This window comes from Kitasatospora sp. NPDC048298 (assembly GCF_043201465.1).
Classification (GTDB): Bacteria; Actinomycetota; Actinomycetes; order Streptomycetales; family Streptomycetaceae; genus Kitasatospora.
Genome location: NZ_JBICYZ010000078.1, coordinates 1 through 21997 on the forward strand (window position 1 = coordinate 1; position 21997 = coordinate 21997).

Here is a 21997-nt window from a genome sequence, read left to right on the forward strand (position 1 = left end):
GCCCGGGGGGGGGCGCCCCCCCCCCCCACCCCCCCCCCCCCCCCCCCCCCCCCCCCCCCCCCCCCGCCCCCCCCCCCCCCCCCCCCCCCCCCCCACGAAACCGCCCGACACGCCTCTCTATCTCTGCGTAGGAAGTCGGCCAGGCCGACTTCCTACGCAGACCGTGGACGAGCTACGCCAAGGCTGGGAACGGCCCGCCCGCCCACCCCTCCCGCAACAACAAGGTGCGGGCGGCCCGGCCGGGATCGGCCGGGCCGCCCGAAAGAGAGGTGAGCCGAAATGGCAGGAACAGGTTCGGTGACCGATCGATAAATGCGGGCGGGCTCGTGTGCAACACACGAGCCCGCCCGAGACGAGGGCCTTGGCGGCCGCGGCCATGAGTGGCCGGGGCCGCCAAGCGCAGAACCGGCCCCCTTGGCAGCAGCAGATCAGGATGCCGCCAAAGCAGGTGATTCGAAACCCCCCCTCGCTGCGCAGGAAGTCGGCGGGGCCGACTTCCTGCGCTCATGGGTGGGTTGCGCGGGTGCGGCAGTGGGAGAGGGCGTAGGTGATGCGGCGGTCGGAGGGGGCGGTGGTGGCGAGGAGTTCGCCGGCGGTGACGAGGGTGGCCCAGTAGAGGGCGGGGTCACCGGTGCGGGGCAGGGGGCGGGCGGCGGCGAGGGACAGGTAGGCGATGGTGAGGTTGCCGGTGGTGAACCAGCGCTGGAGGCCGTGGCGGTGGCCGGGGCGAATGCCGCCCATGGCGTCCATGGCGACCAGGAAGTGTTCGACGACCGCGAGTTCGGTGTCGGTGAGGGACTTGGGGACGTCGAAGACGCCGAGGGCTTCGAGGAGTTCGCCGATGTCGTTCTCGGAGTTGGGGCGGGGGTCGGCGAGGAGGGCGTCGTGGCAGTCGGCCAGACGGCGGGTGGTCTCGGCGCGGGGGATGTCGAGGGCGAGACAGACGGCTCGGGCGACCGGCAGGGGGCGGTGGCCGAGGCGGGCGAGGAGGGCATACGTCGCGGCGGGAGTGGCGCCACGGGAGAGGGTGTGGCGGGCGAGGGTCGCGAGGTTCACGGCGATGGCCCTTCAGACGGCGGGGGCGATGAGGGCCCAGACGAACTTGCCGATGCCACAGGGGCGGGAGGCGCAGCCCCAGCGTTCGGCGAGTTCGTTGACGAGGAACAGCCCGCGCCCGTGCTCGTCATCGGGGGCGGCGGCGCGGACGGAGGGGCGGACGGTACTGGCATCGTGGACTTCGAGGCGGAGACGGGAGCTGACGAGGGCGAAGCGGATCTCGATGTGGCGGTCGTCGGGCGCGCCGGAGTGCTGAACGGCGTTGGCGAAGAGTTCGCACAGCAGCAGCTCGGCGGTGTCGCGGTAGCGGTCCCCGGAGGGCAGCCCGGCGAGGTAGGCCCGGAGCAAGTACCGGGCCAGGGGCGTCGATTCGGTCCGCGAGTCGAGGCGCGCGACGAACATGCGGGGACGGCGGGACATGAGCATGAGGGAGCACCTCGAAGGGGAGCGAAGAGGGGCCAGTCGCACCACTGCCGGCGATTGGCCAATGGCGGGCAGTCAGCTGCACTCGGGGTTGGCAGGTTCGAACGAATCAGCGTGCCGCGCGGGCACTTGTCGGGCCGCCTCTCCGACCCTTGAGCCGGTTCGCGCTTCGCCATCGCCACTCCTCTGCGTCCCCGGAGGGCTTGATGGTCCCCTGGAGGGCCAGTCCATTGCGACGCCCCCTGGGCGCCTCTCCGGCGTCCTGGCAAGACGTCATTTCGGTGTCGTTCAGGGGAGGTCGACCCTTATGGTGGGGTTCATGACGACGCCGAACGAGACCCTGAGGGCCGTGCGCCTTGGACTTCGCCTCAGCCAAGACGAGTTCGCGAAATGCCTGAGGGCAGTTGGGGTGGCCCAGGGAGAGCCCAATGACGCCAGCAAGCGCCTGGTGCAGCGCTGGGAGTCAGGGGAGGTCCGATTTCCTCGCCCGGTGTACGTTCGAGCCCTTGAGGCTGTCACCAAACTTTCCGTGGACCGCCTCGGCTTCAAATCACCACAGCTGCCACCGAGGGTCAGCGTGGACAGCGCAGGAGGCCATGACATGACCAGCGACGATCCGGGCGTTCCCGCCCAGGCCGCGCCCGCCCCTACGGGCGAGGACTACTCGGGAGTCTGGATCAGCCACTACGAGTTCTTCAGCAGCAGCCGGGAGAACACGTTCACCGGCCTGCACCACGTCGTGCTGTCCCAGCGCGGGAACCGGATCACCGGCCGGTCCCTCCCCGGCGCGTCGTCCAATCCCGATTCACCGCTGTCGTTCGACCTCACTGTCGATCGGAACGTCGTGACGGGCTCATGGGTGGAACAGACCGCGCAGGACGGCTACTACCAGGGGGCCAGGTACCACGGCGCCATTCAGCTGCTGGTCGATCCGACCGGGCGCCGGATGGCCGGCAAGTGGGTCGGCTTCGGCAAGGAGTTCGACGTCAACTCCGGGCCCTGGGAGCTGCGTCTGCTGGACAGGTCCACGGCTGACGACGTCCTGGGCCGCTACAGCGTGCCGCCGGAGGCGTAGCACCTCAGGAGGAACCGGCATGGCGATCGAGGCGGAGCTCAAGGCCGTCGTAAGCGACCCCGAACTCGTCCTCGCACGACTGGAGAAGTCGTACGGCGCCGGGCGCACCGAGGTGTACCGCGACACGTACTACGACGCCCCGGACGGCAGCCCGATGGGAGCCGACCGCGAGCTGCGGATCCGCACCGTCCACGGGCCCGACGACACTCGCACCGTGCTCACGTACAAGGGCGCCCGGGTGGACGAGGCGTCCGGGTCGAAGTGGGAGGCCGAGACCCGGGTGGAGGACGCCGAGGCGGCCGACGAGATCATCCGGGGCCTCGGCTTCACCCCACGCATCCGGCTCGAGAAGCGGTGCCGCAACTACGACTTCGAACGCAGCAGTCGGCGCTTCCTCGCCACGCTCGTCCGCGTGCCGGAGCTCGACGCGACATTCATCGAGGTCGAGACCGCTGCGGCCGACCAGGATGGCCTCGAAGCGGCGCTGGACGCCGTGCGGGCCGTGCTGGCGGAGCTCGGGATCAGCGAGGACGACCTGACAACGGAGCTTTACACGGACGCGGTGGCCGCAGCTCGTATCTGATCCCGGGGGAGCGTGGGCGGGCAGTGTGTGTCACGCCTGCGGGCTGGCGCACGCCGCCCTACTGGCTGGGGCCGGCAAGCCGCAAACGGCTCGCACTCCCTGTAGTCGGTGTGCTACTTTCCGCATCATCAACAGAACATAGGAGACCCCGGCGGTGGTGGAACACCCCGGGGTCGGGCACCAGGAGCAACAGACTCCCAATGCAGATTCATCGTAGCGCTCACGCGCGCTCGTTCACCGTGCTTCCCAACGGCCTGTTGCAGGACCGTCGGCTCAGCTACACCGCTCGTGGCCTCCTCTCGGACCTCCTTTCCCGGCCCGACGGGTGGCGGGAGGACGGGCGGCAGATGGCGGACAGCAGTCCGCAGGGGCGGGGCGCCGTCCGGCGGGCGCTCAAAGAACTGAAGGACGCCGGGTACTACCGGGTCGACAAGGTCCGGAGGGCCGACGGGACGGTCCGCTCCGAGGCCCACGTCTTCGACACCCCGCAGTCCGCACCGGTTGTCCCCCGCCCGGCTTCCGGTGGGCGAGGGACCGGCGGCGCTGTCACCCCTCCTGTAGGTGAGTGGGCCCGGAGCGCGGTGCCGGGATTGCTCCCGGTCCGTTTCTCCGGACCCCTCGCCGAACCCGCCGTGCGCGTCTCCACGCAACGGGCTCTCCACGGAAATATCCGTCAGGCTGCGCTCTCTGCCCATCGGTTGGGGATTCGGGTCGCTCGCCATCGGTAGCGGGTCACGGGGACCTTGCCCATGTCGAACAGCTCGATTCCACCCGCCGTAATCGGTAGCCACCGCCCGCTGCGGGCGGTGTGCTTCCGGCGGACATCCGTCCAGTTCCAGCGGTGCCGAGTGGAGAGCATCCGGATCAGCCGCCACCACAGGAAGTGGGCGAGCGTGCTGAACTGGCTCTTCGCCACGGCATGCCGGAAGTAGGCGGTCCAGCCTCGCGTGATCTGGTTGATCCTGATCAGCAGAGACCGGAGATCGTGTTGCGATGTTCTGTGCGTCAGGGCACGGATCTTCGCTTTCAGGTCCCGGACGGGACGCTTGGCGATGAAGGTGTAGACGTGCCACTTGTGTGATCCCCGTTTGCGGCGCCACTGGATGTGGAACCCCAGGAAATCGACGCCGTCGGCCAGGTGCGCCACCTGGGTCTTTGCCAGTGAAAGGCGAAGACCCAGCGGTTGCAGGACCCGGGCGACGTCTTCTCGCACTGCTTCGGTGTCCTCGCGGCTGCCGTTGACCAGAACGAGGAAATCGTCCGCGTAGCGGACGATCCTCCAGGTCGGCCTCCCTTTGGACCGCCGGTAGGCCCGCCGCTTCTCGGTGGCCATGCTCCCGCCCGGCTTCCACGGCCCGTGCAGGTGCTCATCGAGCGCCGACAGGGCGATGTTGGCCAGTAGCGGGGACAGGATGCCCCCTTGCGGCGTCCCGGTCAAAGAGCCTCTCGTTTCGCCGAGTTCGGTGAGGATCCCGGCTTTGAGGAACGCTTTGACCAGCAGTAGGACGCGTTTGTCCTTCACCCGGGCGCGCACGCGGTCCATCAGGGCCACGTGGTCGATCCGGTCGAAGCACGCCTCGATGTCCGCATCCAGCACCCAGCGGTATCCGTGGGTGCCGAAATGGTGGATCTCGGCGATCGCGTCCTGGGCCCGCCTGCCCGGTCTGAAGCCGTAGGAGACCGGCTCGAAGTCGGCCTCGAAGATCGGCTCCAGGACCAGCTTCAGCGCGGCCTGCACGATGCGGTCCGCCACCGTGGGAATCCCCAGGGCGCGGACCTTTCCCGATCCTCCCGGCTTGGGAATCTTGCGTTCCCGTACCGGCAGGGGGCGGAACGAGCCCTCTTTGAGACGGGCCCGCAGGTCGTGCAGGAACCCGGGGACGCCGATGCGCTCCTCGACGTCGGCGACGGTCATCCCGTCCACGCCGGCGGTGCGCGCTCCCCGGTTGCCCGCGACCCGGTCGAACGCCACGAGCAGCGTCGCCGGGTCATGCACGAGGTTGAACAGATCATCGAACCGGCGGCCGGGACCGGCCGCCGCCCAACGGTGCAGTTTGGTCTGCATCTCCAGTACCCGGACCCGAGGACCCGGAGCTCCGCTGTTCAGCGGGGCCTCTCCTGGCATTGCAACTCCTCCCATGCGAATTTCCGCTGCCGCCCTTCCCCATGTGACCGGCTCTCCCGGCCTCGGAGTACTACGGCGGCTCCGCCCCGTCCGACCCGTTCAGCGGTCGGTGCACCTATCCCCACCCGCTCGACCGGCAGCCGAGGGGCAGGGAACCGTGGCCGGACGGTTCCCGTGTTCACTGTGATGCGTTCGTCGGAGTAGGAGCCCGGCTTTGCCCCAGCGGCATCGCCACGAGTACGCCGCAGACCTTCCTCGTGGCCTCCCGAGCCCGCGTTCTTATACGAACTCGGAAGTTCCCGTCCCAACAGCTGACGGGACGCACCGCGCCCGGCCCATATCCGCCAGGTTTGAGCCGGTCAGCACCGTTGAAGGGCTTTACAACGCCGGTTCCTCTCGTACTCCTCTCCAACTCGCTTGCCAAACCCGCGCCATCTGGCAGTACTGGTCACGTCCCGGCGTTGTCAGGGTTGCTCCCACCCAGCCCGGCACCACCCGGGACGGGCTACCCTCAGCTACACCGACCTGCTGCGACAGGCCGAAGGTGGCGGCCTTTCACCTCCACTCGCAATCACAGCGCCTCACGGCGCACAAGGACCCGGGGCAAGAACCCACCCTCCCGGATGAACGGACGCGGGCGGCCGTGGCCACCCTGTTCCGGGTGATCAGGCCCGAGCCCCGCTTGCACCTCGGCGAGGCCGAGGCGCAGGCGCTGGCACCGCTCGTCACCCAGTGGCTGGAACGAGGCTGCGGCGAAGCCGAGTTGGCGAACGCCCTGATCCCCGGACTGCCGCAGCCGATGCACTCCCCGGCAGCGATCCTCCGGGACCGCCTCCAGCGCAAGCTGCCACCGGAACGCCCCGAAGCCCCGCCCGCCCCGCCCGCCTCCTACGCCGAGTGCGGCCGCTGCCACGATCCGGTGCCCCGGCCCGGCATCTGCCGTGCCTGCGCGGGCCTCGGCACGAGAACCGTCGCCGTGGGCAGCGGGGCCCGGGCCACCCCGAGGGGCGTGGCCCGGGCGCGGGCGGCGCTGCGCAGGCGGGCTCAGCCGGCCTGAGACCGTTACGGGCGGGTGCCGGGCTGGTCGACGACGGCGCGGGCGAGGACGGCCATCTGGGCCGTGATGTCGCCCTTCCTGAAGGTCGCGCCGTCGGTGAGGGCGACGTCGCGCTCGCCGAGGAAGGTGTAGTCGGCGCGGTCGAAAATCCACTGGGACTCGACGTGCCCGCCGCCGTCCCGGCGCGCGACCGCGACGCCGGGGCGACCGGCGGAGTCGGTCACCTCGTCGATCACCGTGACGCCGGGGATCTTCGCGGCCGCCCGGTAGAGCGCGGCGCTGACGGCGGGTGGGGCGATCTGCTCGCGCAGGAGGTCGCCGATGGTCCTGAACGCCTCCTCGTCGGGGCCGGGCCCGTGACCTGCGGTATCGGCCTGGATCTTGGCCAGCAGCGCGTCCGGGTCGGTCGGCAGGGCGGCGACGTACGCGTAGCTGCCGATCCCGGAGTACGGCGCGGGCTCGGGCTCTCCGTGCTCGTCCCCTCCTCCGGGGTTCGGCAGATGCCCGTCCACGAGGAGCAGGTTCCGCTTGCTGCCGTCGACGGACTTCCAGACCTCCCGGGTCTGCGGCGACTCGCCCTCCGACTTCGCCCACTCGTCCAGGCTCTTCACGTAGACGAACTGGTCCCCGCGTGCGGCCGGGGCGGGCGCCCATTCGGCGGCCTTCGCCGCGCGGTCCAGGACGACCGCAGCCACCGGTCGGCTGGAGTCGGAGCCCTGCCGCGGCTGCCCGCCGATCAGCACCAGGGACAGCGCCAGGCCGCCCGCCAGGGCGGGCAGGGCCACCCAGCCGAGCCGGATCCGCCGGGGCGTGGTCACCGGCCCACGCGCGAACTCGCTCATCAGGTGCCCCCGCAGCTGCCTCCGGCGGTGGGCGGAGAGTCCCGGCCCCGTGGGTACCAGCAGCAGCCGGGCGCGTTCGTCCTCGTTCATCGGGTCCTCCCCGGAGTCGTCGACCTGGCCGCTCCGCTGCGGCCACCCCGTACCTGTCCGGTGCCCGGGGGGAGTTCCCGCCCGCCCCGGAGCTCCTCGTCCGTCAGCGCGCGCAGCTTGGTACGGGCGCGCGAGAGCCGGGAGCGCACCGTGCCGACCGGCACACCGAGCGCCTCGGCCGCGCTCGCGTAGTCCAGACCCGCCAGGACACAGAGCCCGAACACCTCGCGCTCGGCCTTCCGCAGCCCGCCCAGCGCCCGCCGGACGGCGGCGAGCCGGGCGTCGTCGTCGAGCCGCCCGGCCAGCTCCTCGGCGAAGTCCGGCAGGACGCCCCGGTCGGGCAGCCGCGCCATCGCCGCCCGGTGCCGCCGGGCCGCCCGGGTCGTGTTGCGCAGGACGTGGGCGGCTATCCCGAACAGCCAGGGACGCACCGGCCCGTCGTCCTCCCGCAGCTTGCCGCGCAGGCGCCACGCTTCGAGGAACGTCAGCTGGACGACGTCCTCCGCGGCCGCCCGGTCCCCCACCACCCGCGCCGCGTACCAGTACAGGTCGTCCGCCGTCTCATCGAACAACTCCCCGAACGCCCATTGGTCGCCATTCCTCAGTCGGGCCCGCTGTGACAGTTCCACGCCCCCACCTGTCCGCACGGGCCTCCGGGTTCCCGCCGGAGTACGGCGGAGGCCCCGGCGAACCCAGTGGTTCGTCGGGGCCTCCAACGCGCATCGGACGGTCGCCCGGTCAGGCCGTCAGGCCGTCAGGCCGTCAGGCCGTCAGGCGCACTTGATCTCGCGGTTCACCGCGGCCATGCCGGTGACCTTGCCGGCGTCCACGGTGAACTCGTACTGCCAGCCCTGCTGTCCCTCGACCGGCATCACGTACTTGCCGCTCTTGGCCGACTGGAGGCCCTTGGCGCCGTACGCCTGCTGGAGCGCCTCCACGGTGGAGCCGGCGCCGAGGCCCTCGGCCGTCCTCGCCTCCGCCGGGGCGACCAGCTCGCGCAGGCCCGTCGCCGCGAAGGAGACCCGCCCGGTGGTCAGGTAGGCCTTGTCCTTGGCCTCCTGCGCGAACCTCAGGTCGACCAGGGCCTGCGTCGCGTCCGCGATCAGCTTGGCCGCGTCGGCCGACTCCCGGGCCCCGGCGGCCGAGCCGGCGGCGGCGGCCGCCGCGTCCTTGGCGGAGGCGTTCGGCGGTAGGGCGCCACCCGGGGCGGGCGCCTTGCCCGAGGCCGCGTCGGCCTTGGCGTTCAGATCCTTGTAGCGGGTCTCGGTGGCCGCCTCGGCGGCCATCCGGGCCGGGTCCGGCGCCGGGCCGCCCTTGTAGACGAAGTCCGTGCAGCCGTCGAGCAGCGAGACCGGCGCGCTCTCCAGGGCACCGGTGGCCAGCCCGGCGTCCTTGGCCATCCCGGGCTTCAGCCCCCGGTACCCGGCTGCCGCGAAGGCCTCCGGGCCCTTCGACGGGGACGCCGTCGCGGACGCCCCGGTGGCGGCGGCCCCCGCCTTCGCGGTGTCCTTCTCCCCGTCGGACGAGCAGGCCGCCGCTCCGGCGACCAGCAGTGCCACCGAGATGCCCACGCCCATCGCGCGGACCGAGGCTCGGTTCTTCCCCATGTCACACCCCCCACTTGATCGTTCGACGGTCACCGTACCGAGGGTGCGACCACGATCCACAACCGGTTTCCCGGGAGCGGTCAGGAGCAGTAGGTGTCGTGCTTGACCAGGGCGAGGGCGACGACCTTGCCCTCGGCCACGGTGAACTCGTAGAACCAGTCCGGGCCGCCGCCGTTCTCGGCCGGGAGTTCGTACGTGCCGCCCTCGGCCGGCTTCAGCTCCTTGCCCGCGTAGGCCTGCTTGAGCTGCTCCTCCGTCGAGCCTGCGCCGACGCCCTCGGCCGTCCTCGCCTCCGCCGGGGCGACCAGCTGGCGCAGGCCCTTGGTGCCGAAGTTGACCCGACCGGTGGCCCGGAAGGCCTCGTCCCTGGCCTTGCGGGCGGGCCCGACGAGGTCCAGGTCCTTGTCGAGCGCGGTGATCTCCTGCCGGTCGGCGGCGTCCTGCTGGAGCTGCTCCTGGAGGCGGGCGCTGTGCTCCTGCATCTCCTTCAGCGAGGCGCCGGGCGCCAGCGGCGGAATCGTCTTCCGCTTCGCCCTGATCTCGTCGATCCTGGCCAGCGCCTTGTCGGCCTTCGCGTGGACGTCCGCCTCGGTCGCCATCCGGGCCTGGTCCGGCGCCGGGCCGCCCTTGTACGCGTAGTCGGTGCAGCCGTTGAGGACGGAGACCGGCGCGCTCTCCAGGGCCCCGGAGGCGAGCGCCTCCTCCTTGGTCATCGACAGCTGCAGTCCCCGGTAGCCGCCGGCACCGAACGGCTGCGGCGGCGTGCTCGCCGCGGCGGCGCCGCCGCCCTTGTCCCCGTCGCAGGCCGCCGCCCCGGCCGCGACCAGAGTCATCGTCAGAACCGCTATCGCCGCACGGGTGTTCCGCGTCCCCACCACGATCCCTCCCCTTCGTCGATCGCACACAGTAGCGAAGTTCCGGGCGGGATTCACAATCGGTTACCGAAAGGGCGGAGGGACCCACGCCGGGGACGTGGGCCCCTCCCGTTCGTCCGACGACCGGTCAGTCGGCCGGAGGCCGAGCGCCGAGAGTACGGGTGTAGTGCGCGGCGGCGATGACCGAGGCCATCAGCTCGGAGTCCAGGACCGAGGCGTCGGCCAGCCGGGTGGCCGAGGCGTGCGAGGCGAGCAGCGTCTTGGTCACCCGCAGGGCGGCCTCGGGGCGGCGCGTGATGGGGCGGGCCCACTCGGCCACCGCCTCGTCCAGCTCCGGCTCGGCGACGACGCGCTGCAGGATGGCGAGTTCCCGCGCCTCCACCGCGCCGACCGGGCGGCCGGTGAGGATGATCTCGCGGACCCGGGCCGCGCCGACCTCGTGCAGCAGGCGGGGCAGCAGACCACCCCAGGCGACGGGCAGCCCCAGGGCCAGCTCGGGCAGCCGGAAGACGGCGTTGTCGGCGCCGACCCGCAGGTCGCAGGCGAGCGCGAGGGCGAAGCCGGCGCCGGTCGCCCGGCCCTGGACCCGGGCGACGGTGACGGCGGGGCTGTTGGTGAGGGCCTCGCAGACCCGGCGGGCCCGGTCCCCGTAGCTGCGTATCCGGCCGCCGGTCGGGTCCTCGTCCAGGCCCGCGAAGAGCTCGTCGCGGTCGCCGCCGAGGCAGAAGTCCCGGCCGGCCGCGGACAGCACGATCACCCGCACGGCCGGGCCGGGTGCGGCGAGGACGGCGAGGAGCTCGTCCAGCATGGCCGAGGTGACGGCGTTGCCCGTCTCCGGGCTGTCCAGCTCGACGTGGAGCACCGCGCCCCGGAGCTCGGAACGGACCGTACGGGCCGGCGGCGCCGGCTCGGGCGCGGCCACGGGCTCGGGGGCGGCCACCGACTCGGGGGCGACCACGGAAGCGACCACCGGCTCGGGGGCCGGCTCGGGCTGGGCGTACCAGGCGGTCGCCGCCGGAGGCTGCGGGACGTACGAGGGCTGCATCGCGTACGAGGGGTAGCGGGGAGCCTGCGGAGAAACGTTCACGCGGCGACTCTCAGGGACGTCACCCGGTGGAACACCATCCGGGGCGCGTGCTCGGGCGGGCTCACCGCCCGCAGCGTCGGGAAGCGCTCCAGCAGCTGCCCGAGCAGGGCCCGCGACTCCAGCCGGGCCAGACCCGCGCCGATGCAGTAGTGGGCGCCGCCACCGAAGGTGAGGTGGGTGCCCCGGCGCAGCGGGTCGAAGGTGTGCGGGTCCGGGTTGCGGCGCGGATCGCGGTTGGCCGCGCCGTACATCACGTGGACCATGGTGTCCTTGGGGAGGAACACCCCGGCCAGTTCGGTGTCCTCGCCCGCGACGCGGCTGTTGACGCGGATCGGCGGGTCGTAGCGCAGCGCCTCGTCGATCACCTCGTCGATGTGCTCCGGGTTCGCCCGCAGCCACTCCCACCGGCCGGGCGTCCGCAGCAGCTGCCACACCAGCGAGGAGAGCAGCGTCGCCGTGGTCTCCAGCGAGGCGATGGTGACGAACATGGTGAGCTGGTAGACCATCCGGTCGGTGGCCTCACGGTCGGACTCCAGCGCGTCCCAGGTGCGGATCCAGCCGGCGATCACGTCGTCGCCGTCCTTCTCGCGGCGCTCCCGGACGAGCCGGGTGAAGTACTCGCGCAGCTCCATGGTGGCCTGCTCGGAGATCGCCAGCTGGCTCTTGGTGGGCAGCAGTTCCTGGGCGTGCACCTGGTTGTGGGTCATCGTCAGGATGTGCGGGTAGTCCGCCGGCGCGATGTCCAGCCAGCGCCCGATGGTGCCGATCGGCAACTGCTCGCTGACCACGGAGGCGAAGTCCGCCTCGCCGTCGGTCCGTATTCGCTCGGCCAGGCGGTCGAGCAGCCCGGCGGCGTCGTCCTCGATGTCCGTCGCCATGGCCCGCAGGGTGTTCCGGTCGAAGAGGCTGCCGAGGCTGCGCCGCTGCCGGGTGTGCTCGGGGGCGTTGAGCCGGGAGAGCGTCCGGCTCATCTCCCGGGTGGCGACGGCCTCCCAGCGCTCCGTCCCGGTCTGCCGCTCCTGCCAGGCGAAGTCGGGGACGAGCCAGGTCCTGCCGCGCAGGACCTGGTCGCACGCCTCGTAGCCGGTGACCAGGTAGCCGCCCCAGGGCGCCGGGACGAGGTCACCGAGCGCCCGCAACTCGTCGTAGACCGGGCTCGGGTCGGCGAGCCCCTCGGCCGACCGCAGCCTGCGCAGCAGCGGGACGGCGGCGCGGCGGTCGGCCCTTCCGTCAGCTCGCTCCGACTCCGCGGGGCGGGCTTCCAACATGGCGGTCACACGGGCTCCTTCAACACGCGGGCGGGCAGTACGGCGGCGTACTACCCAGCAACAGCGCGCTCAAGCATCGATCCGTGTTGCCCCCGTCACGTACTGCACCGCCGTCGCACGCCGTTCACCCCGCGGTGACCGGACGGCTCCCGACGGCGCGGCGGGCCGGGACCCCGACCGCACAGCCGGAGCCCTGGCCGAACCCGAGGGACGTCTCAGAGCCGGAAGACGTCCAGGAAGGAGCTCCACCACCCCTTCTTCTGCGGGGACCGGGCCGGCGCGACGGCCTGCTGGTACGCCTGCGGCTGCTCGGCGCCGACCGGCGCCGGGCCCGGCACGGTGTCCGCGGCCGGGGCCGTCCCCACGGTGCGGGCGGCCACCGGGCTGAACCGCACCGGGAGCGAGACCAGGCCGCGCTGGAACGGGCCCGGGCGCCACTCCACGTTCTCCGCCGGCACCGCGAGCGTGACGTCCGGGAGCGCGTTGAGCAGGCACTCGATGGCGCTCAGGGCGATCAGCTGGGCCGGGGACTTGGCCGGGCAGGCGTGCGGGCCCGCACCCCAGGCCAGGTGGGCCCCCTTGCTGAGGGTCAGCCGGGCGTCGGTCAGCGCCGGGTCGCTGTTGGCGGCGGCGAAGCTGATCACCACCGGGCTGCCGGCGTCCATCGGGACGCCGCCCAGGTTGAGGTCCTGCATCGGGTAGTGCGTCGCGTAGTTGGCGATCGGCGGGTTGTTCCACAGCACGTCGTCGAGGGCGTCCTCGATGCGCAGCCCGGAGCCGCCCTCGCCGGACAGCAGCAGGAGCAGCGCGTTGCCTATCAGGTTGCGCTCGGGCTCGACGCCGGCGCCCATCAGCATGACCAGCTGGTCCTTGAGCTCCTCGTCCCGCAGGCCGGCCGGGTGCTGGATGAGCCAGGAGGTGATGTCGTCGCCCGGCTGGCGGCGCTTCAGCGCGACCAGGTCCATCAGGCAGGAGGTCAGCTCCTCGTTGGCCTGGATGACGTCGAGGCCGTCGAAGAGCGCGGACATGCTGCGGGTCAGCCGGTCGCCGATGTCGGCCGGGCAGCCGAACAGCTGGTTGAACAGCAGCAGCGGCAGCAGCTTGGCGTAGTCGTTGAGCAGGTCGGCCCGGCCCAGCGGACTGAACTGGTCGATCAGGTAGCCGGCGATCCGCTCGACGTGCCGGTTGAGCCGGCTGTCGTTGAGCCGCTCCAGGCTCTCGGTGACGGCCTTGCGCAGCCGCAGGTGCTCGGCGCCGTCCGTGAAGAGGCAGTTGGGCCGGTAGAACATCATCGGCAGGACGGGGCTGTCCATCGGCACCCGGCCCTCGTTCAGCGCCGCCCAGCGCCGCGAGTCCCGGGCGAACATCCCCGGGTTCTGCAGCACCCGCAGCGCGGCCTCGTGCGAGGTGACCAGGGTGGCGTCCACCCCCGGCGCCAACTCCACCGGCGCGGCCGGACCGTTGGCGCGCAGCCGGTCGTAGACCGCGCCGGGGTCGGCCGAGAACATCTCCCCGTAGAGCGGTGTGCTCACGCCGGCGTGCATCGGGCAGCCCGGCGGAGGCGACTGCGGGACGGGTCGCTGCAGAGATTCCATGGGTCGTTCCTTGGAGGTGGCCCCGGGCGGGTGCGGACCCGGGAGGGGTGAGGGGGGAGGCGTGGGGGAGGTCAGGAGGCCCGGTCGAGCAGGTGCCGGACGAGCGTCAGCAGCGCGTTGGCCGAGGAGCGCTGGTCCCGCGCGTCACAGAACACCACCGGGGTGTGCGGCAGCAGGTCGAGCGCCTCGCGCAGCTGGTCCTCGGTGTAGTCGCTCTGCCGGTCGAAGCTGTTGACCGCCACCGCGTACTCCAGGCCGTACTGCTCGATCAGGTCGATGACGGGGAAGGTGTCCGCGAGGCGGGTCGGGTCGGCCAGCAGCAGCGCTCCCAGCGCCCCCCGCGCCATGTCCTCCCAGAGCTGCATGAACCGCTGCTGTCCCGGCGTGCCGAACAGGTACAGCACGAGGTCGTCGCCGAGCGTCAGCCGGCCGAAGTCCAGGGCGACGGTCGTGGTCTTCTTGTCCGGTGCGCCGCGGAGGTCGTCGACGCTGACGGACGCCTGCGTCATGCTCTCCTCGGTGCTCAGCGGCGCGATCTCCGACAGGGCCCCGATGAGCGTCGTCTTGCCGACCGCGAAGTGCCCGACGACCAGGATCTTGACAGCGGTCGTCACCGCGCCCGGGACGTAGATGTCCTCAGGCGAACCGGCGTTGAAGTCCATGCAGTACCTTCTCTAGAAGTCTCGGGTCCGGGGCCTGGGCCGGGGGCGGGGCCGACCGGCGCAGCAGCCGTCCCTCACGGATCAGGTCCGTCAGCAACAGCCTCACGACCCCGACCGGCAGCTCCAGCCGGGCCGAGACCTCGGCCACCGAGAGGTAGCCGCCGGAGCACAGCTCCCAGATCGCCCGGGTCTCCGGGCTCGGCAGGCCGGGGAGGTCCTGCCCGGGCCCGACGGTGACCAGGGTGATCAGAGACAGGTCGTCCGCATTCGGTAACTCGCGCCCGCCGGTGATGACGTAGGAGCGGATGAACCCGCCCGTGACCCTCTGTTCCTCGCCGCCGGTCGTCATGAGCCGCTGTACGTGCTCTGGCGCGGTGCCGCCGACATCGCCCGTCCGAGTGCGCCCACCTGCTGCTGCATCCGGAAGGACATCGCCTCCATGTCGACGTCGGGGGCGGTGGAGGCGGCCAGGTACGCGCCGCTGCCGGCCGCGATCAGGAAGATCCAGCCGTGGTCGTACTCCAGCAGGGTCTGGCGCCAGACCCCGCCGCCACCGCCGACGAACGGGGCGACCGCGCGGCTCAGCGACTGCATCGAGCTCATCGCGGCGGCGTTGGTCTCCGCCTCGTCACGGCCGATCTCGCTGGAGCGCTCGAGCAGGAGGCCGTCGGCGGAGACGAGGATGGCGTGCCGGGCGCCGGGTACCTGGAGTACGTCGTTGAGCACCCAGGAAAGATCACGGCTCACTGGATCTCGGTTCCTTCCGTGGTCATGGTGTTACGCCCGGACAGCGTGCCGCGCTGGAACGCGCCGAGGCGGGACGGCGTGTACTGGCCGGTGCTCCGCGGTTCCTCGGGCCTGCCCGGGTCCTGCGGGGTGGGGACGACCGACACGGGGCGCTGGCGGCGGCGCCGCGGCAGCAGGCCGTCCGCGGTGGTCTCCGGTCCGGCCGTCGCCGCGTACGGCGCCGGCACCGGGGCCAGCGGAGCCGCCGGCTCGGACAGCGACACGAGCCGCTGGCCGGGGGCCTGCGCCCAGGCCTGCGCGGGCTGCTCCACCGGCGCGGCCTGGTAGTCGGTGTGCTCGGCGAAGGGCGGGGCCGCGACCTCGCTGCTGAGCAGCTCGGCCGGAAGCAGCACCACGGCCCGCACGCCGCCGTACGGGGAGACCGAGTCGACGGAGACGCGGAAGCCGTAGCGGGCGGCCAGCATGCCGGAGACGGCGAAGCCGAACTTCGGGGGGTTGCCCAGGCTGGTGAGGCTGATCGGCGCGCCCGGGTTCAGGAGCTGCGAGGCGCGGTCCTTCTCCTCCTGGCCCATGCCGAGGCCGGCGTCGTCGATGATCAGGCAGACGCCGGTGGGGACGGCCTGGACGCTGACCTCCACCGGGGTGTCCGGGGCGGAGTAGTTGGTCGCGTTGGCGAGCAGCTCGGACAGCACGACGGCGACCGGCTCGACGACCTTGCTGGCGAGCGAGACGCTGACCCGGGAGTGGATCCGCACCCGGTCGAAGTGCCGGATCCGGCCCTGGGCGCTGCGGACCACGTCGTAGACCGAGGCGACGCTCTCGCGGCGGCCGAGCCAGCCGCCGCAGAGCACCGCGATGCCCTGGGCGCGCCGGCCGAACTGGCTGTTGGTGTGGTCGATCGTCATCAGGTCGGCGAGGATCTGCGGGCTGTCGCCGTACTTCCGCTGCACCCTGTCGATGACGACCTGCTGCTCGTCGGCCAGGCCCTGCAGCGTCCGCATGGCCGCCTTGAGGACGGCCTTGGTGTCCTCCTCGGCGTCCCGGCGGACGGCCGACAGCTCGGACGCGTGCTGGCCCTGCAGGCGGTCGTGCAGCACGGCGAGTTCGTCGCGCTGCCGCTGGGCCACGGCGCTCGCCTCCTCCAGGGAGGCGTTCTGCCGTCGCAGGGCGATGTTCGTCCTGCGTGCCTGGAGGGCCGCTCCGACGGCTGCGAGCATCACCACGATGAAGACCCAGAAAAAGGGTTCCTGCACAAATGACGTCATGAAACTCTCTTCAGGTGGCATCGCGTGGAGCCGGTCCGGGCCCCGAAGCGCGAATGGGACTGGCGGCCGGAACCTCCCCGAAAGGCACCTGATGTCACGTCACATCGAAGTGCGGTCCGGCACGAGACCTGCGGCAACGCCTATCGCGGAGTCAGCCTACTGCAACTCATGCCATGTCAGAACAGATGTCAAAAAGGGCAGTTGGGGCGAAATTCCACTACCCGCCGGGAACTCTGCCGCCAATTGGTGGAGTTTGTGATGCCGCGTTAACCACAGGGACACGTCCCCCGCACACCCCGGTTCACGCGCAGAGTGATTCGTTCGTCACCCTGTGGAATCCGGCAGCCGGTTTCCGGCCTTTCCGGCCGCGCCCGTTCTCCGGGGCCGCACATGCGGAAGGGGCCCGCGTCCGTGGACGCGGGCCCCTTCGGTGCAGCCGTTCGTCAGCGCATCGAACCGGTGCGCAGCAGGGTGCGGATGACACGCATCGCGACCGAGAGGCTGGACAGCTCGTAGTTGTCCGAACCCCTTATGTCGTCGAGGGTGGTCCGGGCGCGGTTCAGCAGGGTCGCGTTGAGGTCGGCCCAGGCGTTGTACCGCTCCTCCGGGGTGGCGCCCTCGGCGCCGCAGGCCAGGATGTCGGCGGTCAGCGCCGCGTGCGCCGCGAAGAGGTCCTCGCGGATCGCGGCCCGGGCCATCGACGACCAGCGGTCGGTGCGGGGCAGCTCGATGATGCGGTCGAGCAGGTGCGAGATCTGCAGCCGGTCGCCCAGGTCGTAGTAGAGGTCGGTGACCTCGGCGACGTCCTTGCCGGAGCGGTCCGCGACCTCGGCGATGTCCAGGGTCGGGAAGACCGAGGAGAGGCCGGCGATCCGGGTGGCCAGCTCCTCCGGCACCCCGGCCGCGGCGAGCTCGTCGTACACCGACTCGAACCAGGCCAGGTCCTCGCCGCGCAGCGGCTTGGGCAGCGAGGCCCAGACCTGGTTGACCCGGTCGTGGAAGAACTCGATGGTGCCGGCGATGTCGAGCGGCTGGCGGCGGTTGTTGAGCATCCACCGGGTGGCGCGCTCGACCAGGCGCCGCGAGTGCAGCCGCATCTTGGTCTGGACCCGGGCCGGGACCTTGTTGTCCAGGCCCTCGATCTCGGCCCAGATCTGCTCCAGGTCGAATACGGCCCGCGCGGCGGTGTGCGTCCGGGCGATCTCCTCGTAGGTCGCGCCGGTCTCCTCCTTCAGACGGAAGGCGAAGGTGCAGCCACCGCGGTTGATCGTGTCGTTGACGATCAGCGTGGTGATGATCTCGCGGCGCAGCGCGTGGTTGTCGATCGCGTCGGCGAACCTCGCCCGCAGCGCGCTCGGGAAGTACTCGTGCAGCGAGGCGCGGAAGAACGGGTCGTCCGGCAGCTCGGTGGCGAGCAGCTCCTCGGCCAGGATGATCTTGGTGTAGGCGAGCAGGACGGACATCTCGGGCTGCGAGAGGCCGCGGCCGTTCTGCTGGCGCTCACGGATCTGGCGCTCGGTGGGCAGGAACTCCAGCGCGCGGTCCAGCTGGCCGGCCGACTCGAAGCGGTTGATCATCCGGGCGTGCACGTTGACCATGCTGTGCGCCTGGGAGACGGCGTTGGCCAGCACCACGTTCTGCGCGTAGTTGTTGCGCAGCACCAGGTGGCCGACCTCGTCGGTCATCTCGGCCAGCAGGGCGTTGCGCTGCTTGACCGTCATGTCGCCCTCGGCGACGACCTGGTTGAGCAGGATCTTGATGTTGACCTCGTGGTCCGAGGTGTCCACACCGGCGGAGTTGTCGATCGCGTCGGTGTCGATCCAGCCGCCGGTGCCCTCGGGGCCGCCGGTGGCCGCGTACTCGATGCGGCCGAGCTGGGTGCAGCCGAGGTTGCCGCCCTCGCCGATGACCCGGGCCCGGACCTGCTCGCCGTTGACCCGGATGGCGTCGTTGGACTTGTCGCCGACCTCGGCGTTGGTCTCGGTGGAGGCCTTGACGTAGGTGCCGATGCCGCCGTTCCAGAACAGGTCGACCGGGGCCTGGAGCACCGCCCGCATCAGCTCGGCCGGGGTCAGCTTGGTCGCCTCGACGCCCAGGGCCGCCCGGACCTGCGGGGTCAGCTGGATCGACTTCGCGGTGCGGGGGTACACCCCGCCGCCGGCCGAGATCAGCGACTTGTCGTAGTCGTCCCAGGAGCTGCGCGGCAGGTCGAACAGACGACGGCGCTCGGCGTACGAGACGGCCGCGTCCGGGTTCGGGTCGAGGAAGATGTGGCGGTGGTCGAAGGCGGCGACCAGGCGGATGTGCTCGCTGAGCAGCATGCCGTTGCCGAAGACGTCGCCGGACATGTCGCCGATGCCGATGACGCTGAAGTCCTCGGACTGGGTGTCGACGCCGAGTTCGCGGAAGTTGCGCTTGACCGACTCCCAGGCGCCGCGGGCGGTGATGCCCATGCCCTTGTGGTCGTAGCCGGCCGAGCCGCCGGAGGCGAACGCGTCGCCCAGCCAGAAGCCGTAGGACTCGGCGACGCCGTTGGCGATGTCCGAGAAGGTCGCGGTGCCCTTGTCGGCGGCGACGACCAGGTAGGTGTCGTCCTCGTCGTGGCGGACCACGTCGGCCGGGTGCACGACCTCGCCGCCGACCAGGTTGTCGGTGATGTCGAGCAGCGCCGAGATGAAGGTCTTGTACGAGGAGACGCCCTCGGCCAGCCAGGCGTCGCGGTCGACCGACGGGTCCGGCAGCTGCTTGGCGACGAAGCCGCCCTTGGCGCCGACCGGGACGATGACGGTGTTCTTGACCATCTGTGCCTTGACCAGGCCCAGGATCTCGGTGCGGAAGTCCTCGCGCCGGTCGGACCAGCGCAGACCGCCGCGGGCGACCTTGCCGAAGCGCAGGTGGACGCCCTCGACCTGGGGCGAGTAGACCCAGATCTCGAACGCCGGGCGCGGGGCCGGCAGGTCCGGGATGGCCTTCGGGTCGAACTTCATCGACACGTAGGAGTGCCACTCGCCGGAGGCGGCGCGCTGGAAGAAGTTGGTCCGCAGGGTGGCCTTGATGAGGTGCAGGAAGGAGCGCAGGATGCGGTCCTCGTCCAGCGAGACGACCTCGTCGAGGGCGCCGGACAGCTCCTCCAGGATGCCCTCGGTCAGCTCCAGGGCACCCGAACGGTGGCTCGGGCTCAGCCGGGCCTCGAACAGGTTGACCAGCAGGCGCGTGGTGTGGGTGTTGTTGCGGAGCGCGTCCTCCATGTAGTCCTGGGAGAACGTGGAGCCCGCCTGGCGCAGGTACTTGGCGTACGCGCGCAGCATCATCGCCTGGCGCCAGGTCAGCCCGGCGGTCAGCACCAGCTCGTTGAAGCCGTCGTTCTCGGCCTTGCCGGTCCAGGTGGCGGCGAAGGTCTCCTGGAAGCGCTCGCGGGCCTCGTCGGTGAGATCGGTGGCCTCGCGCAGCTTCAGGCCGAAGTCGTAGACCCACGCGGTGGTGCCGTCGGAGCGGCGCAGCGCGTACGGGTGCTCGTCCAGCACCTCGACGCCCAGGCGCTGGAGCACCGGCAGGACCTCGGTGAGCGAGATCGGGCCGCCGACCCGGTAGATCTTGAAGCGGCGCTCGTCGTCGCCGGCGCCGACCGGCTGGTACAGGTTCAGGCGGAAGTCGCCCTCGCCGTGCAGCGACTCGATCTGCTTGATGTCGGCGACGGCGGTGCGCGGCGGGAAGTCGGCGCGGTAGCCGTCCGGGAAGGCGTTGGCGTACTTGTGGCCGAGCTCGGCGGCCTTCTCCTCGCCCAGCTCGGTGTGCAGCTGGTCGTGGAAGCCGTCCATCCAGAACCGGGCGGCCTCGGCCAGGCGGTTCTCGATCCGCTCGATGTCCGTCTCGGTGAGCTGCGGCAGCTCGGTGCCCGGGGCGACCCGGACCACGAAGTGCAGACGGGTCAGCACCGACTCGGTGGCGTACACCGTGTAGTCGATGGTGGCGCCGTTCAGCTCCTCCTTGAGGATGTCGGTGATCAGCAGCCGGATGCGCGTGGTGTAGCGGTCGCGCGGCAGGTAGATGAAGGCCGAGAAGTAGCGCCCGTACTCGTCCTGGCGCAGGAAGAGCCGCAGCTTGCGGCGCTCCTGGAGGTAGAGCACGCTCGTCGCGATGGAGAGCAGCTCGGAGGCCGGGGTCTGGAAGATCTCGTCCCGCGGGAAGGTCTCCATGATCTGGAGCAGGTCGCGGCCGTCGTGGCTCTCGCTGGAGAAGCCGGACTCCTCCAGGACCGCCTGGACCTTGCGGCGCACGACCGGGATGCGGGTGACCGACTCGGTGTAGGCGGCGGAGGAGAACAGGCCGAGGAAGCGGCGCTCGCCGATCGGCTCGCCGGCGGCGTTGAACTTCTTCACGCCGACGTAGTCCAGGTAGGCCGGGCGGTGCACGGTGGCACGGCTGTTGGCCTTGGTCAGGACGAGCAGCTTCTTCTCGTGGGCCTTGGCGCGCACCGGCGCGGAGAGCCGGCCGAAGGCCTCGCTGACCGCGTGGTGGGCGTCGTCGTGGCTGTGCGGGTCGGAGCGCAGGATGCCGAGGCCGGTCCCGGCGACGGCCTTGAGGACCTCCTCGCCCTCGTGCTCGACCAGGTCGTACTCGCGGTAGCCGAGGAAGGTGAAGTGGTCGTCGGCGAGCCAGCGCATCAGCTCCCAGGCCTCGCCGACCTCCTGCTCGGGCAGGCCGGCCGGGGGCTCCTCGGCCAGCTCGTCGGCCAGGCGCAGGGCGCTCTCGCGCATCTTGCCCCAGTCCTCGACGACCTCGCGGACGTCGCCGAGCACGCGGCGCAGGTCGGCCTCGATGGAGCGCAGGTCCTCGCGGTCGGTCTCGCGGTCGATCTCGATGTGCATCCACGACTCGACGCTCGCGTCGGCGGGCCACTCGGTGCCGGCGGCCTGACTGCGGGAGCAGGCGTCGACGTCCAGGATCTCCAGCAGCTTGCCGGTGATGTCACGGCGGACGACCAGCTGGGGGTGGATCACGATGTGGATCGCGCGGTCCTGGCGGGACAGCTCGTTGGTGACGGAGTCGACCAGGAAGGGCATGTCGTCGGTGACGACCTCGACCACGGTGTGGCCGCAGGACCAGCCGTTCTCCTCGACCGAGGGGGTGTGCACCCGCACCTCGGCGGTGCCCTGCGGGCGCTTGAGGCCCAGGCGGTAGTGGGAGGCGGCCGCGCCGTACACGTCGACCGTGTCGCGGTCGACCAGGTCCTCCGGCGCGGTGTGGAGGTAGTAGTGGTGCAGGTACGCGGTCAGAGCGCCGTTGCTCAGACCCTCCCCCGGCGCCGCTCCCCCCACCTGGCTGTTCTCAGCGGCTGCGGCTGCCTTCTTGAGCAGTTCGGCCTTGGCTGCGTCCAGCTTGGTCTGCATGACTTCTTGGCTCCTGTCGCGCGCCGTTGCGTGACTCGGTGGTGTGTGGATGTACACCGACGGGTCACCGCAATCCTGCCGCACCATCCGACTGAAAGGGGCTCATGGCACGCATGAAACGCCCGCCCAGCGGGTAGGACGACTCATTCGCCTTGCAAGCCACCCGACGACGCCAGCCAGCCTAACCGGATCAATCGAAGGTGGACAGGGACAGGTAGGCGCAAACCCACAGGAAGTCGCGTCCGTCCTG

The 21997-nt window shown here is 71.3% G+C and carries 18 protein-coding genes; 3 read left to right on the forward strand and 15 right to left on the reverse strand.

Annotated elements, in window-relative coordinates; genetic code table 11:
- Nucleotides 1-504: 504 nt before the first annotated feature.
- Together ACGF0D_RS37215 and ACGF0D_RS37220 are read right to left on the reverse strand one after the other, a co-directional pair.
- Nucleotides 505-1056: a hypothetical protein gene (locus ACGF0D_RS37215; RefSeq protein WP_392924061.1), complete on the reverse strand. Its 552-nt coding sequence runs from the start codon at nt 1054-1056 to the stop codon at nt 505-507.
- Between the two features lie 12 nt (nt 1057-1068).
- A complete protein-coding gene (locus ACGF0D_RS37220) occupies nt 1069-1482 on the reverse strand; it encodes an ATP-binding protein (protein WP_392924064.1) in 414 nt (137 codons plus the stop codon).
- A 316-nt stretch (nt 1483-1798) separates the two neighbouring features.
- Here ACGF0D_RS37220 and ACGF0D_RS37225 point away from each other — a divergent pair, with 316 nt between their 5' ends.
- Nucleotides 1799-2554 carry a helix-turn-helix domain-containing protein gene (locus ACGF0D_RS37225; protein ID WP_392924067.1) on the forward strand — a complete coding sequence of 252 codons (756 nt, stop codon included), beginning with the start codon at nt 1799-1801 and terminating at the stop codon, nt 2552-2554.
- Nucleotides 2555-2573: 19 nt separating this feature from the next.
- Nucleotides 2574-3137 (forward strand): class IV adenylate cyclase, encoded by a 564-nt coding sequence (gene cyaB / locus ACGF0D_RS37230; protein WP_392924070.1) that lies wholly within the window; start codon nt 2574-2576, stop codon nt 3135-3137.
- A gap of 673 nt (nt 3138-3810) precedes the next feature.
- On the opposite strand, the gene ltrA is transcribed toward cyaB, so the two are convergent.
- Nucleotides 3811-5202 carry a group II intron reverse transcriptase/maturase gene (ltrA, locus tag ACGF0D_RS37235; protein WP_392924073.1) on the reverse strand — a complete coding sequence of 464 codons (1392 nt, stop codon included), beginning with the start codon at nt 5200-5202 and terminating at the stop codon, nt 3811-3813.
- 703 nt (nt 5203-5905) lie between these two features.
- Between ltrA and ACGF0D_RS37240 the strand changes: the two genes are divergently transcribed.
- Nucleotides 5906-6319, forward strand: a complete 414-nt coding sequence (locus ACGF0D_RS37240) for a hypothetical protein (RefSeq protein WP_392924075.1) — start codon at nt 5906-5908, stop codon at nt 6317-6319.
- A 5-nt stretch (nt 6320-6324) separates the two neighbouring features.
- Here the strand turns inward: ACGF0D_RS37240 and ACGF0D_RS37245 are convergent, their stop codons facing one another.
- From ACGF0D_RS37245 to ACGF0D_RS37300, 12 genes are all read right to left on the reverse strand, one after another.
- Entirely contained in the window at nt 6325-7251 is a 927-nt protein-coding gene (locus ACGF0D_RS37245; protein WP_392924078.1) for a CU044_5270 family protein, read from the reverse strand.
- Nucleotides 7248-7823, reverse strand: a complete 576-nt coding sequence (locus ACGF0D_RS37250; RefSeq protein WP_392880893.1) for an RNA polymerase sigma factor — start codon at nt 7821-7823, stop codon at nt 7248-7250. The genes ACGF0D_RS37245 and ACGF0D_RS37250 overlap by 4 nt, the downstream gene beginning before the upstream one ends.
- A gap of 198 nt (nt 7824-8021) precedes the next feature.
- Nucleotides 8022-8858: a hypothetical protein gene (locus tag ACGF0D_RS37255; RefSeq protein ID WP_392924081.1), complete on the reverse strand. Its 837-nt coding sequence runs from the start codon at nt 8856-8858 to the stop codon at nt 8022-8024.
- 80 nt (nt 8859-8938) lie between these two features.
- A complete protein-coding gene (locus tag ACGF0D_RS37260; RefSeq protein WP_392924084.1) occupies nt 8939-9691 on the reverse strand; it encodes a hypothetical protein in 753 nt (250 codons plus the stop codon).
- 169 nt (nt 9692-9860) lie between these two features.
- Nucleotides 9861-10820: an enoyl-CoA hydratase/isomerase family protein gene (locus tag ACGF0D_RS37265; protein ID WP_392924086.1), complete on the reverse strand. Its 960-nt coding sequence runs from the start codon at nt 10818-10820 to the stop codon at nt 9861-9863.
- The gene (locus tag ACGF0D_RS37270; protein ID WP_392881350.1) at nt 10817-12088 is read right to left on the reverse strand and encodes a cytochrome P450; all 1272 of its coding nucleotides are present in this window, start codon (nt 12086-12088) and stop codon (nt 10817-10819) included. The genes ACGF0D_RS37265 and ACGF0D_RS37270 overlap by 4 nt, the downstream gene beginning before the upstream one ends.
- A gap of 215 nt (nt 12089-12303) precedes the next feature.
- Nucleotides 12304-13683 (reverse strand): cytochrome P450, encoded by a 1380-nt coding sequence (locus tag ACGF0D_RS37275; protein ID WP_392924089.1) that lies wholly within the window; start codon nt 13681-13683, stop codon nt 12304-12306.
- Between the two features lie 71 nt (nt 13684-13754).
- The gene (locus tag ACGF0D_RS37280; protein WP_392880884.1) at nt 13755-14345 is read right to left on the reverse strand and encodes an ATP/GTP-binding protein; all 591 of its coding nucleotides are present in this window, start codon (nt 14343-14345) and stop codon (nt 13755-13757) included.
- The gene (locus ACGF0D_RS37285; RefSeq protein WP_392880881.1) at nt 14320-14694 is read right to left on the reverse strand and encodes a DUF742 domain-containing protein; all 375 of its coding nucleotides are present in this window, start codon (nt 14692-14694) and stop codon (nt 14320-14322) included. Before ACGF0D_RS37285 ends, ACGF0D_RS37280 begins: the two co-directional genes overlap by 26 nt.
- Nucleotides 14691-15092 carry a roadblock/LC7 domain-containing protein gene (locus tag ACGF0D_RS37290; protein ID WP_392880879.1) on the reverse strand — a complete coding sequence of 134 codons (402 nt, stop codon included), beginning with the start codon at nt 15090-15092 and terminating at the stop codon, nt 14691-14693. The genes ACGF0D_RS37285 and ACGF0D_RS37290 overlap by 4 nt, the downstream gene beginning before the upstream one ends.
- Complete coding sequence (locus ACGF0D_RS37295) at nt 15089-16357, reverse strand: ATP-binding protein (protein ID WP_392924091.1); 1269 nt, start codon at nt 16355-16357, stop codon at nt 15089-15091. The genes ACGF0D_RS37290 and ACGF0D_RS37295 overlap by 4 nt, the downstream gene beginning before the upstream one ends.
- 443 nt (nt 16358-16800) lie before the next feature.
- Nucleotides 16801-21747, reverse strand: coding sequence for an NAD-glutamate dehydrogenase (locus ACGF0D_RS37300; protein ID WP_392880875.1), 4947 nt, complete (start codon nt 21745-21747; stop codon nt 16801-16803).
- Nucleotides 21748-21997 lie beyond the last annotated feature (250 nt).

Coding starts and splice junctions, on each gene's coding strand:
- ACGF0D_RS37220 (WP_392924064.1), bottom strand. CDS start 1,482: ATGCTCATGTCCCGCCGTCCCCGCATGTTCGTCGCGCGCCTCGACTCG.
- ACGF0D_RS37225 (WP_392924067.1), top strand. CDS start 1,799: ATGACGACGCCGAACGAGACCCTGAGGGCCGTGCGCCTTGGACTTCGC.
- cyaB (WP_392924070.1), top strand. CDS start 2,574: ATGGCGATCGAGGCGGAGCTCAAGGCCGTCGTAAGCGACCCCGAACTC.
- ltrA (WP_392924073.1), bottom strand. CDS start 5,202: ATGCAGACCAAACTGCACCGTTGGGCGGCGGCCGGTCCCGGCCGCCGG.
- ACGF0D_RS37245 (WP_392924078.1), bottom strand. CDS start 7,251: ATGAACGAGGACGAACGCGCCCGGCTGCTGCTGGTACCCACGGGGCCG.
- ACGF0D_RS37255 (WP_392924081.1), bottom strand. CDS start 8,858: ATGGGGAAGAACCGAGCCTCGGTCCGCGCGATGGGCGTGGGCATCTCG.
- ACGF0D_RS37260 (WP_392924084.1), bottom strand. CDS start 9,691: ATGACTCTGGTCGCGGCCGGGGCGGCGGCCTGCGACGGGGACAAGGGC.
- ACGF0D_RS37270 (WP_392881350.1), bottom strand. CDS start 12,088: ATGTTGGAAGCCCGCCCCGCGGAGTCGGAGCGAGCTGACGGAAGGGCC.
- ACGF0D_RS37275 (WP_392924089.1), bottom strand. CDS start 13,683: ATGGAATCTCTGCAGCGACCCGTCCCGCAGTCGCCTCCGCCGGGCTGC.
- ACGF0D_RS37280 (WP_392880884.1), bottom strand. CDS start 14,345: ATGGACTTCAACGCCGGTTCGCCTGAGGACATCTACGTCCCGGGCGCG.
- ACGF0D_RS37285 (WP_392880881.1), bottom strand. CDS start 14,694: ATGACGACCGGCGGCGAGGAACAGAGGGTCACGGGCGGGTTCATCCGC.
- ACGF0D_RS37295 (WP_392924091.1), bottom strand. CDS start 16,357: ATGACGTCATTTGTGCAGGAACCCTTTTTCTGGGTCTTCATCGTGGTG.
- ACGF0D_RS37300 (WP_392880875.1), bottom strand. CDS start 21,747: ATGCAGACCAAGCTGGACGCAGCCAAGGCCGAACTGCTCAAGAAGGCA.